This is a genomic window from Curtobacterium sp. MCBA15_008 (genome assembly GCF_001865065.1).
In the GTDB taxonomy this organism is placed as follows: domain Bacteria; phylum Actinomycetota; class Actinomycetes; order Actinomycetales; family Microbacteriaceae; genus Curtobacterium.
Genome location: NZ_MJGN01000011.1, coordinates 146,746 through 158,687 on the forward strand (window position 1 = coordinate 146,746; position 11,942 = coordinate 158,687).

Sequence of the window (11,942 nt, forward strand, 5' to 3'; positions counted from 1 at the left end):
GTTCCGGAGTGAACGGAACGACGACGGCCCCGCTCTCCGGGGAGAACGGGGCCGTCGTGTGCGGGGACCTACGCGAGGAACTCGGCGAGGTCGGCCTCGAGCGCGGGCTTCGGCTTGGCGCCGATGACGGTCTTGACGACCTCGCCGCCCTTGAAGACCTTCATCGCCGGGATCGAGGTGATCTGGTAGTTCATGGCCGACTGCGGGTTGTCGTCGACGTTGAGCTTGACGATCTCGATCTTGCCGGCGTGCTCCGCTGCGATCTGGTCGAGGATCGGCGAGACGGCGCGACACGGGCCGCACCACTCTGCCCAGAAGTCGACGAGGATCGTCTTGTCGGACTTCAGGACCTCGTCCGAGAAGGTGGCGTCGGTGACTGCCTTGGCGTTGGACATGTGTGCTCCTTCGGGAAGTCGTTCAGTGGGTACAACGGCCGTGCCGTCGTGTTATTCCGCGGGGACGCGGCTGAGCCGCCGGTCGGCAGAGCCGCCGGTCAGGCGCGAGCGGCCGTGACGTCGACCATGGCGGGCTCGGTCGGCGAGACGCCGTCAGCCTGGTCGGTCAGCTCGTCCTCGAGGTCGGCGAGGTACTTCTCGGCGTCGAGCGCGGCGACCGTGCCGGAGCCGGCAGCGGTGATGGCCTGTCGGTACGTCGGGTCGATGACGTCACCCGCGGCGAAGACGCCGGGCAGGTTGGTCTTCGAGGTGCGGCCCTGCACGGCGATGGTGCCCTCGGGCGCAATGTCGATCTGGCCGTGGATGAGGTGCGTGCGCGGGTCGTTGCCGATCGCGATGAACAGGCCGTCGAGTGCGAGCTCGGACTGCTCGCCCGTGACGGTGTCCTGCAGCGTGACGCCCTCCACCGCGGAGGCACCCGTGATGCCGGTGACCTCCTTGTTCCACGCGAACTCGATCTTCGGGTCGTTCATCGCACGGTCCTGCATGATCTTCGACGCACGCAGGCTGTCCTTGCGGTGGATGACCGTCACCTTGTCGGCGAAGCGGGTGAGGAACGTCGCTTCTTCCATGGCGGAGTCGCCACCACCGACGACGGCGATGTTCTTCTGCCGGAAGAAGAAACCGTCGCAGGTCGCGCACCAGCTGACGCCGTGGCCGGACAGACGCTCCTCGTCGGCGAGACCGAGGTGGCGGTAGGCCGAACCGGTCGCGTAGATGACCGCGAGGGCCTCGTACGTCTCACCGGAGCCGACGGTGACCTTCTTGACCTTGCCGGTCAGGTCGACCGTGACGGCGTCGTCGTACAGGACCTCGGCGCCGAACTTCTCGGCCTGTTCCTGCATCTTGATCATGAGGTCCGGGCCCTGGATCCCCTCGGGGAAGCCCGGGAAGTTCTCGACCTCGGTCGTCTTGGTGAGCTCGCCGCCGGTCTCGACGCTCGAGGCGACGATGAGGGGCTTGAGTTCCGCGCGCGCGGCGTAGATGCCGGCGGTGAACCCGGCCGGGCCGGAACCGATGATGATGAGCTGGCGCATGCCTGTGAGCCCTTCCGTTGAGATCGCTGACCGGGTCAACACATCGTACCGGCGGGACATTCCACGGCGCCCGGGCGCCGGTCGGGCAACCGTCAGCGACCGAGCCGACTGCGCAGCAGTGACACGGCGTTCGCGATCTCGCCGTTCTTCGCGACGACGAGGGCGCCGAAGTACACGACGACCATCACCGCACCGGTGAGGACGAGGGTGATCAGGGCGCCGGTGACGTCGGCCATCGCGAACCCGTCCGACGAGAACGCGCCGAAGAAGTTCGCGACGACCAGGCCCGCCACGCCGGCGATGAGGGCCGCGATGATGAACTGCACGTGGGAGCGGGTCACGATCGGCCCCTCGATGCCACCGAGGCGCTTGCGGACGAGCACGAGGGCGACGATGGTCTGCGCGGACCCGGCGATGGTCGTGCAGACGGCGATGCCGACACCGATGGCCGACCCGGGCAGCATCGCGACGGACAGGGCGCCGATCACGAAGAGACCGGACTGCACGAGCTGCATGAGGAACGGCGTGCGGTGGTCGTGCATGGCCCAGAAGACGCGCTGGATGATGAAGAGCATGCTGAACAGCACGAGGCCGGGCATGTAGGCGACGAGCACGAGGGCCATCGCCTGGGTGTTGCCGAACTCGTTCTCCCAGATGCGGGCGAAGGGCATCGCCGTGACGATCAGCGCCACCGACGCGAACACGGTGAACAGCCCGACGATCCGGAGCGACAGGGACAGGTTCCGGCGGACGGCAGCCAGGTCCCCCCGCTCGGCGTCGTGGCTCATCCGGGTGAAGTACGCCGTCGCGATCGACACGGTGATGATCGAGTGCGGCAGCATGAACAGCAGCCAGGTCGTGCTCAGGGTCGCGTTCCCGGCACCCGTCGCGAGCGACGCCACACGGGCCTGCACGACGCCGGCGAGCTGCGTGACCAGGATCATCGCGAACAGCCACCCGGCGGCCGTGCCTGTGGCCTTCAGACCCACGCCCCGCCACCGGAAGTCCGGCCGGAACCGCAGACCGGCCCGGCGCCAGAACAGCGGCAGGAAGGCCGCCTGGGCGAAGACCCCGATCGAGGCGCTCCCGGCGAGCACGGCGATCTTCAGGGGCGTCCAGTCCTCGGTGGAGGCGTTCTCGCCCCGGCCCCCGAACAGGGCGATGAAGACGATGAGCCCGGCGATCGCGATGACGTTGTTGATGAGCGGCGCCCAGGTGAACGGTCCGAACACCTGCTTGGCGTTGAGGACCTCGCCGAGCAGCGAGTACATCGCGTAGAAGAGGATCTGCGGCAGGCACCAGAACGCGAACGCCACGGCAAGGTCCGTCGTCGACGCACTGAAGCCCTTGCCCCCGTCGCCGGCGCTCTGGCTGTAGAGCCGGACCAGCACCGGGGCGAGCAGGGTCGCGGCGACCGTGATGACCAGGAACGCCGAGCCGCCGAGCGTGACGATCTTGTTGACGTACGCGGTGCCGCCGTCGGCGTGCTGCTTCATGGAGCGCACGATCTGCGGGATGAGCACCGCGGACAGCAGACCGCCGGCGATGAGCGCGTAGATGTTGTTCGGCAGCTGGTTCGAGACCGCGAAGGCGTTCGCCGCGTCGGAACCGGTGTTGCCGATGGCGAAGGCCAGGACGAACGTCTTCGCGAACCCGAGGACGCGCGAGACCATCGTCCCCGCGGCGAGCATCGCGCTCGCCCGGCCGAGGTTGCGCTCGGCCACCGGCTCCGCGTCGACGGAGGGCTGGGGCTGGGTGGCGCTGATGGTCGGCTCCTGGATGGTCGCGGACGGTTCGTCGCGGGGTGCGGTGTCGGCCTGGAGGAACGGCGCGCGTCCGTCGGTCGCGCTCGCGGCCGGCAGGCGGTCACCGGCGACCACCGGCTGGACCTCCAGGGGCCGGTTCGGGTCGTCGTCGTCCTCGTCGTCGAGCTCGCCGTTCCGGCGGCGGATCCGCTTGCGGATGCTCCGGAAGATGCCGAAGCCGAAGATCGCGACGAGAGCGACCGCGGCGGCCGCGGTGATGACGGTCTCCCACTGCGCCTGCACGTTGAGCTCGACGGTCGCCGGGCTCGCGATCTTGACGCCGGTGGGACTCGACAGGGACATGGTCAGGTTGACCTTGCCGTTCGCCACGGACTGGACGGGCACCGTCGTGCGGGTCGAGGACTCGGGCTGGATCTTCACCTCGATGTCGTTCCGCACGATGCGGAGCGCGGAGTTCGACGGCTGCACCGAGAGCCGCACCGTGACCGGGTACTTCGAGCTGTTCCGGACCGAGATCGGCAGGGACGAGCGGTCACCGAGCAGCGTCAGGGAGCTCGAGTCGACGATGCTCACCTGCGAGACGACGTCCGCCCAGTTCGCGACGCGGGAGTCCACCGCGGTGGCGAACGCGTCCGGGTCGACGCGCCACGCGTTCGACGAGAGCGCGAGCAGGTTGAGCCGTGCCGGCGCGGTCAGGGCGTTCGGGTCGTCCACCGCCGAGGAGTAGGCGGTCAGGTCCTCTTCGCCCTGCACGAGCTGTTCGAGCTGGTCCGTGCGGGCGTCGCCGTCCGACCCGGCCGTGAGGGTGAGTGAACCGGGGGTCACCGCCGATGCCGAGGACAGGTCGGCCGGGGCGACCCAGGGCGTGCTCTCGATCGCGTCGAGCGCCTGGCCGAGGCGCTCGGAGTCCGTCGGCCACGAGCGGTCGAGCGTGAGGAGGATCGGTCCCCCGGCGGAGTCCGCACGTGCCGAGGTGGCGAGCGTGGCGGTGAGCTCGGACATCGCCGTCGCCCAGACCTGCTGGTTCGTCGCCTCGGCGGCGGTGCGCAGGAGCGTCGACGTGGCCTGGTCGGAGACGAGGACGTGCTGGCCGGCGATCTGCTCCGACGCGGCGATCGTGGTGTCCGCTCCGGCGGAGGTGTTGCCGCTCGACACGATCGTGGTCTTCGTGCCGGCCTTCGCGAGCGCGGGCAGGTCCGCCGCGGCGACGGTGCCGTCGGCCGGCCAGGCGATGGAGTCCATCGAGTAGGGGAAGTCGAGCAGCGACTGCGTCGTGGGGAGGACGGACGGCGTCTGGTCGTCCGTGCCCTGGTCGTCCGCGGAGCTGTCGGCACCGGCGGTCGCACCGTCGGACGGGGCGTCGGTCGCGCCCGGGTCGGCGGTGGGGGCCGACGGCTCCGACGTGGGGGTCGGCGTGGGCGTCGCGGCACCGGGGAAGTGGGTCTCGTCGACGGCCTGGTCGAGGGAGATGGGCGAGAGGATGCCGTTCGCCCCGGCCTGGCGCAGCCCGGTGACGTCCGCGTCGGCGTAGGGCAGGGCGAAGGTCTCGTTGCGGAGCGACTCGAGCCGGTTCAGCCAGGTGACCGCCGACGAGGGGGCGTCCTCGCCGAGGATCCGGATCGAGGCGATGATCCGGGGGTCGATCGCGACGGCGACGTTGTGGTCCTCGGCGGCGAGGAGCTGCTGCGTCAGGGTGCCGTCCACGGCGGTCGCGGCGGCGAGGGCACCGGGGCCGAGGATGCCGTCCCCGGTCTTCGGCATCGTGATCGGCATCGCCACGGAGACACTGACCGGCGTCTGCTCGAAGTCGGGGTACCAGGTGATCGCCGAGCGTGCGACGGCGTACGTGTCACCCGCGGTGTACTCGGCCGCGATGCGCCGGGCGCCGAAGGAGGAGTACCCGCCGAGGGCGACGTTGCCGGACACGATCTTCACCGAGCCGAGCGTGACCGATCGGTGTGCGGGGACGGCCGGGACGTCCACCGAGTCCATCGGGGCGCCGAGGTAACCGGTCGTGGTGGTGTCGGCGAGCCAGTCGGCGAGGACGTCGCGCGTGCTCACCTGACGGAAGATGTCGAGGTCGACGGTGCCGGCGGGGACGTCCGAGTCGGTGTCGTTCGTCACGGTGACCGACAGCTCGAGGTCCTCGTCGCGGCGGACGATCCCGCGGTCGGCCGGGGCGATCGAGACCGTCGTCTTCCCCTGCGCGGTGGCCGCAGGGTGGGACGTCCGGGACGTCGTGCTGCCGGCCGTTGAGGCCAGTGCTCCGTCGGTGGCCGCGGGCGCGACGACGAGACCGAGGGCGACGAGTGCCGTCGCCGCGGCGGCGAGCGTGGTGCGGAAGATCTGCATGCGGGAGGGCCCCGGGTCGGTTCGGGCCGTGACGAGTGTATGAGGCGCGACCATGAACGCTCCCCGTGCGCGCGCACGTCGTGGAGAACTCGGGGCATCCATCTGGGAGGATGAGGACCGTCATGCAGTCCGTTGCCCAGGCCGTCGAACGACTCGACGCACTCGCCGTCACCGAGCCCGTCGCCCTCCTCGCTCGGGCCTTCGCCGACGCCGGACACGAACTCGCACTCGTCGGCGGGCCCGTCCGTGACGCCTTCCTCGGTCGCCCGGTGACCGACCTCGACTTCACGACCGACGCCCGGCCCGACGACATCCTGGCGATCGTCGAGCCGATCGCGAGCGCCACGTGGGACGTCGGCCGCCAGTTCGGCACCATCGCCGCACGGGTCGCCGGCGAGCAGGTCGAGATCACCACGTACCGCAGTGACGTCTACGACGGTGAGACCCGGAAGCCCGAGGTCGCGTTCGGCGACACCATCGAGGACGACCTGCTGCGCCGCGACTTCACGGTGAACGCGATGGCGCTGCGTCTGCCGGCCCGCGAGCTCGTCGACGTGCACGGCGGCGTCGAGGACCTGCTCGCCCGGCGGCTGCACACGCCGCAGGCGGCCCGGGTGTCCTTCCGCGACGACCCGCTCCGGATGATGCGCGCGGCCCGGTTCACGGCGCAGCTCGGGTTCACCGTCTCGGACGAGGTGCGCGAGGCGATGACCGACCTGGTCGACTCGATCGAGATCGTGTCGGCCGAGCGCGTGCGGGACGAACTCGTGAAGCTGCTGAACACCGCCGAGCCCGTCGACGGCGTGCGCCTGCTCGTCGACACCGGTCTCGCCGAGCGGTTCCTGCCGGAGCTCCCGGCCATGCGCCTCGAGATCGACGAGCACCACCACCACAAGGACGTCTACGAGCACTCGCTGACGGTCCTGACGCAGGCGATCGGCTACGAGGCCGAGCGGCACCCCGGTGCGGCGCCGGACACCGTGCTCCGCCTGGCCGCCCTGCTGCACGACATCGGCAAGCCGGCGACGCGCAAGCTCGAGCCCGCCGGTGCCGTGAGCTTCCACCACCACGACCTCGTCGGCGCGAAGCTCGCGAAGAAGCGCCTCCGGGCCCTGCGGTTCGACAACGACACGATCGCCGCGGTCAGTCGGCTCATCGAGCTGCACCTCCGCTTCTTCGGCTACACCGAGGGCGCCTGGACCGACTCCGCCGTGCGCCGGTACGTGCGTGACGCCGGCGACCAGCTCGAACGGCTGCACGAGCTCACCCGGTCCGACGTCACGACCCGGAACCGGCGGAAGGCCGACCGGCTGGCGTTCGCGTACGACGACCTCGAGGACCGCATCAGGGTCCTCTCCGAGCAGGAGAAGCTCGACTCGATCCGGCCCGACCTGTCCGGGGACGACATCATGCGGATCCTCGACATCCCGCCGGGGCGTGCCGTCGGTGATGCGTACCGCTTCCTCCTCGAGGTGCGCATGGACGAGGGACCCCTCGGCGAGGACGACGCCGAGGCGCGTCTGCGCGATTGGTGGGCCGCGCGCGACGCGACCGCCTGACGGCCGACCGGCCACGTCGAGACCGGGCACCGACCGTCTGACGGGGGCGAGCGGTTCTCCACAGCCGGTGGCGCGCCTCCAGGCCGTCCGCTAAGCTTGCCGGGTTGTCCGCACGCATCTGTGTGGCCGGACACATGCATCAACCCTCCTGCCCCGGGAACTGCCCGGGGCCGCTGAGACCAGAGGAGGTGGGTTCCGCATGCACCAGTACGAACTGATGGCGATCCTCGACCCCGAGATCGATGAGCGCACCGTCGCTCCCAGCCTGGACAAGTTCCTCGCGGTCATCCGCAACGACGGTGGCACCGTCGACAACGTGGACGTCTGGGGCCGTCGCCGGCTCGCCTACGAGATCGCGAAGAAGTCCGAGGGCATCTACGCCGTCGTGAACTTCACGTCGTCCGCCGACTCCGCCAAGGAGCTGGACCGCCAGCTCGGCCTCTCCGAGGCCGTGCTCCGCACGAAGGTCCTCCGCGCCGAAGAGGGCATCGCGCAGGTCGCCGCCCAGAAGCAGCGCGACGAGGCCCGCGCGGCCCGCAAGGCCGCCAACGCGACCGCAACCGCGACCGCGAGCGCCGAGTAACCCGTGGCCGGCGAAACCGTCATCACGGTGGTGGGCAACCTCACCGCGGACCCGGAGCTGCGCTACACGCAGAACGGGCTCGCCGTGGCGAACTTCACCATCGCGTCCACTCCTCGCACGTTCGACCGTCAGGCGAACGAGTGGAAGGACGGCGACGCGCTGTTCCTCCGCGCGAGCGTGTGGCGCGAGTTCGCCGAGCACGTGGCGGGCTCACTGACGAAGGGCTCGCGCGTCATCGCGCAGGGTCGCCTCCGTCAGCGCTCCTACCAGGACCGTGAGGGCCAGCAGCGCACGAGCATCGAGCTCGAGGTCGACGAGATCGGCCCTTCGCTCCGCTACGCGACCGCACAGGTCACCCGCGCTGCGGGTGGGGCCGGCGGCGGTCGTGGCCAGGTCGGTGGTGGCGCTGGCAACAGCGGCGCCGGCGGCAACGGCGGCGGCAACTGGAACAACGGCGGCAACGGTGGCAACGGCGGTCAGTCGGACGCACCTTGGTCCCCCCAGGGTGGCCAGCAGGGCGGCAACGCACAGTCGAACGACGTGTGGAGCACCCCGGGTGGCACGTACGACGACGAGACCCCGTTCTGATCCTCCGCGGTTCAACGGACACAACTTCTTCTTCTTAAGGACAAACAATGGCTGGAAAGAGCACCGGCGACCGCCGGAAGCCTCGCGGTAAGGGCGGCAAGAACGCCGCTCCCGCGAAGTCGATCAAGGTCGGCGTCATCGACTATAAGGACGTCGCGACCCTTCGCAAGTTCATCTCGGAGCGTGGAAAGATCCGCGCCCGTCGCATCACCGGCGTCTCCGTCCAGGAGCAGCGCCTCATCGCCCGTGCCGTGAAGAACGCCCGTGAGATGGCGCTCCTCCCCTACGCCGGCTCCGGCCGCTGATCAGGAGGATCACCATGTCCAAGCTCATCCTCACGCACGAGGTCTCCGGCCTCGGTTCCGCCGGTGACGTCGTCGACGTCAAGAACGGCTACGCCCGCAACTACCTGATCCCGCAGGGCTTCGCAGTCTCGTGGTCCAAGGGCGGCGAGAAGCAGGTCGAGTCGATCCGTGCGGCACGTGCCGCACGCGAGCTCGCCACCATCGAAGAGGCCCAGGACCTCAAGATGAAGCTCGAGAACGCGACCATCAAGCTGACCGTCAAGGCCGGCAAGGACGGCCGTCTGTTCGGCTCCGTCCGTCCGGGCGACGTCGCTGACGCCGTTCAGGCGCAGGGTGTCGGCTCGCTCGACAAGCGCAAGGTCGAGGTCCCCGCGACCATCAAGACCGTCGGTGACCACGAGGCCACCGTGCGTCTGCGCGAGGACATCACTGCTGTGATCTCGCTCCAGGTCGTCGCTGCCAAGTAGTCCGGCAGCACCACCGCTCACGACGGGCGGGTCTCCTCCGGGAGGCCCGCCCGTCGTCGCGTTGGCGGGGTGGTCGCGTCTCGTTCCGGCCTGGAGGCGCGGGGTGCGCTGGGCTGACCGGTTACCACTCAGACAGGCTCCTGTTTGCTGGGAACGGGTTGGGAAAGTCGTCCTCAGGTTCCGGTTTGTCAACCGTTTTGCACAGGGGAACCGTGTCAAATCGGAACCTTCAAGGGGTAGTTGAACCCGGGTTCTCCACACATGGTGTGAAACAGGAAACCCCAGGTCAAGTGGTCGAAAGTGTGTTCCCCACCCTACTTGTCCACACCCCAGTCCACAGTTGTCCACACAGCATTCCGGCGTGTTCCGCAAACTCTCCACAGAGTTATCCACAGGGGCGTTTGCTGGGGATAACTCTGTCCCCGTAGCTTGGCCCAGCGACTCGGCGATGTCGGTCGCCCGGGGTAGAACTGGCACGGTCGGGCTGTCCGGTCGATCCGTTCGTTCAGCAAGTTCCGTCGCTCAACAAGAGGAGTACGTGTGTCGATCGCGCATCTGGACCCCGCACCGCAGGACTACGCGGAGCGCGGTGGCATGGAGCGCACGCCGCCACACGACCTCCTGGCGGAGCAGTCGACCATCGGCGGCATGCTCCTGTCGAAGGACGCCGTGGCCGACGTGATCGAGACCGCTCGTGGTGTGGACTTCTACATCCCGAAGCACGAGGTCATCTTCGACGCGATCCTGTCGCTCTACTCGCACGGTGAGCCCACCGACGTCATCGCCGTCACCGACGAGCTGACCAAGACAGGCCTGCTCTCCCGCGCCGGCGGTGCCGAGTACCTGCACAGCGTCACGAGCATGGTGCCCACCGCGGCGAACGCCGGCTACTACGCCGCGATCGTCGCCGAGAAGGCCGTGCTCCGCCGCCTCGTCGACGCGGGGACCCGCATCGTGCAGATGGGCTACGCGTCCGAGGGTGAGGTCACCGACCTCGTCAACAGCGCCCAGGCCGAGGTCTACAACGTCGCCGGCGGCGTGCAGACCGAGGACTACGTCCCGCTGACCGAGGCCATCTCCGCCGCCCTCGACGAGATCGAGGCCGCCAAGGGCCGTGACGGCCAGATGACCGGCGTGCCCACCGGCTTCGCGCAGCTCGACGGCCTCACCAACGGATTCCACCCCGGGCAGCTCATCATCATCGCTGCCCGTCCCGCACTCGGGAAGTCGACGCTCGCGCTCGACCTGTGCCGCGCTGCAGCCATCAAGCACAACGAGACCGCCGCGTTCTTCTCGCTCGAGATGGGCCGCGCCGAGATCGCGATGCGTCTGCTCTCCGCCGAGTCGAGCGTGCCGCTGCAGAACATGCGCAAGGGCACCGTCGACTCCCGCGACTGGACGACCATCGCCCAGACCCGCGGACGCATCAACGACGCCCCGTTCTTCATCGACGACTCCCCCAACATGACCCTCGTCGAGATCCGCGCGAAGTGCCGTCGCCTCAAGCAGCAGCACAACCTCCGCATGGTCGTCATCGACTACCTGCAGCTGATGACCTCGGGCAAGAAGGTCGAGAGCCGCCAGCAGGAGGTCTCCGAGTTCTCGCGTGCGCTCAAGCTCATGGCGAAGGAACTCCAGGTGCCCGTCGTGGCGCTGTCGCAGCTGAACCGTGGTCCGGAGCAGCGTGCCGACAAGAAGCCGCAGATCTCCGACCTCCGTGAATCGGGCTCGATCGAGCAGGACGCCGACATGGTGATCCTGCTGCACCGTGAGTCGGCGTACGAGAAGGACAACCCGCGACAGGGCGAAGCGGACCTCATCGTGGCGAAGCACCGCAACGGGCCGACGGACACCATCACGGTGGCGTTCCACGGGATGTTCTCGCGGTTCGTCGACATGCCACAGTGAGGCAGTGTCCGCTGTGGGTTCCAAGCGAAAGTGTCCGATTCCAGACTTTTGTGTCCACTGATCAGCACCACGTCCTAGAGCAACAGGTCGTCCCGGTCCTCACTGACGATGTCCGGTGCCAACAGCCGCGATCTTGATCCCTCGCCGCCGCAAGGGCGTTGTCGGTAGTGCGAGAATCTCGCGACAGGTGGTCGTTACCGAACTAGCTGAGACCATCACGGTGGCATCTGGGGCATGTTCTCGTGGACCGCGGAGGGTTGTCCCCTTGTCCGACTGCCACTCAACGTGTCTGAAATACGGACGTGGACACGATGTTTGGCAGTACGGACGGGCCAAATTGACTAGGGGTCGGCTTAGTCTTCGTGCGACGCGAGGCGTCCGTATGGCGTGCGTGAAGTGAGATAGTGCGCGGACCACCTATGTGAGACGCGTTCGCCCCGGAGCAGGGCCGTAGGAGTCCGGGGCAGCCCGCAAGCACCCGTGGTCCGCTGGAGGACCGGCTATCGGGCAGGTATGGGGAGCTCCTGCATGAGCATCCGCTTGGTCTTCTTCCGGCAGTCGGGGTTCTGGGTACTTGTGATGGCGGGGTACCGTACCCGCATGACGTCCTGGTGGGATCGCACCGATCCGACAGACCGCCCGGAACTCACGAACCGCGCTCCCGCGGGGCTCCTCGCATCATGGTGGAACGTCATTGCGGGGGCCGCGTTGCTCGTCGGCTTGCCGGTGATCGTGCTCAGCGGCGGCTTCAGTCCAGCGCGCATCGCTTTCGCCCTGTTCGGCCTGGCGGTGATGGTGGCGATCGAGCTCGTCTTCTTGCGGAAACTCCTCCAGCGGATCGCAGGGAGGCGAGCCCTTCGAGCGGAGCGCGCCGACGAGGAGTGAGCGCGATGCCCGATGGCCGATGGTCTAGCGGACGGAT

The 11,942-nt window shown here is 68.7% G+C and carries 10 protein-coding genes; 7 read left to right on the plus strand and 3 right to left on the minus strand.

Annotation, left to right across the window (positions count from 1 at the left end; genetic code table 11):
- Window positions 1-68: 68 nt before the first annotated feature.
- The 3 genes from trxA to BIU96_RS20200 all read right to left on the minus strand — a co-directional run bounded on the left by trxA (window position 69) and on the right by BIU96_RS20200 (window position 5,610).
- Window positions 69-395, minus strand: a complete 327-nt coding sequence (gene trxA / locus BIU96_RS05895) for a thioredoxin (protein ID WP_071291672.1) — start codon at window positions 393-395, stop codon at window positions 69-71.
- A 98-nt stretch (window positions 396-493) separates the two neighbouring features.
- Window positions 494-1,492 (minus strand): thioredoxin-disulfide reductase, encoded by a 999-nt coding sequence (trxB, locus tag BIU96_RS05900; protein ID WP_071291673.1) that lies wholly within the window; start codon window positions 1,490-1,492, stop codon window positions 494-496.
- Window positions 1,493-1,584: 92 nt separating this feature from the next.
- Window positions 1,585-5,610: a DUF6049 family protein gene (locus tag BIU96_RS20200; RefSeq protein ID WP_254785987.1), complete on the minus strand. Its 4,026-nt coding sequence runs from the start codon at window positions 5,608-5,610 to the stop codon at window positions 1,585-1,587.
- A gap of 122 nt (window positions 5,611-5,732) precedes the next feature.
- On the opposite strand from BIU96_RS20200, the gene BIU96_RS05910 reads away from it, so the two are divergent.
- The 7 genes from BIU96_RS05910 to BIU96_RS05940 all read left to right on the plus strand — a co-directional run bounded on the left by BIU96_RS05910 (window position 5,733) and on the right by BIU96_RS05940 (window position 11,905).
- A complete protein-coding gene (locus tag BIU96_RS05910; protein WP_071291674.1) occupies window positions 5,733-7,169 on the plus strand; it encodes a CCA tRNA nucleotidyltransferase in 1,437 nt (478 codons plus the stop codon).
- 199 nt (window positions 7,170-7,368) lie between these two features.
- On the plus strand, window positions 7,369-7,752 hold the full coding sequence (gene rpsF / locus BIU96_RS05915; protein ID WP_071291675.1) for a 30S ribosomal protein S6: 384 nt from the start codon (window positions 7,369-7,371) through the stop codon (window positions 7,750-7,752).
- A 3-nt stretch (window positions 7,753-7,755) separates the two neighbouring features.
- Window positions 7,756-8,340 (plus strand): single-stranded DNA-binding protein, encoded by a 585-nt coding sequence (locus tag BIU96_RS05920; protein ID WP_071291676.1) that lies wholly within the window; start codon window positions 7,756-7,758, stop codon window positions 8,338-8,340.
- 47 nt (window positions 8,341-8,387) lie between these two features.
- The gene (rpsR, locus tag BIU96_RS05925; RefSeq protein WP_017887834.1) at window positions 8,388-8,645 is read left to right on the plus strand and encodes a 30S ribosomal protein S18; all 258 of its coding nucleotides are present in this window, start codon (window positions 8,388-8,390) and stop codon (window positions 8,643-8,645) included.
- Between the two features lie 14 nt (window positions 8,646-8,659).
- Window positions 8,660-9,112 carry a 50S ribosomal protein L9 gene (gene rplI, locus BIU96_RS05930; RefSeq protein ID WP_071291677.1) on the plus strand — a complete coding sequence of 151 codons (453 nt, stop codon included), beginning with the start codon at window positions 8,660-8,662 and terminating at the stop codon, window positions 9,110-9,112.
- Window positions 9,113-9,652: 540 nt separating this feature from the next.
- On the plus strand, window positions 9,653-11,020 hold the full coding sequence (gene dnaB / locus BIU96_RS05935) for a replicative DNA helicase (RefSeq protein ID WP_071291678.1): 1,368 nt from the start codon (window positions 9,653-9,655) through the stop codon (window positions 11,018-11,020).
- A 528-nt stretch (window positions 11,021-11,548) separates the two neighbouring features.
- Window positions 11,549-11,905 (plus strand): hypothetical protein, encoded by a 357-nt coding sequence (locus tag BIU96_RS05940; RefSeq protein ID WP_139199841.1) that lies wholly within the window; start codon window positions 11,549-11,551, stop codon window positions 11,903-11,905.
- Window positions 11,906-11,942: the final 37 nt, after the last annotated feature.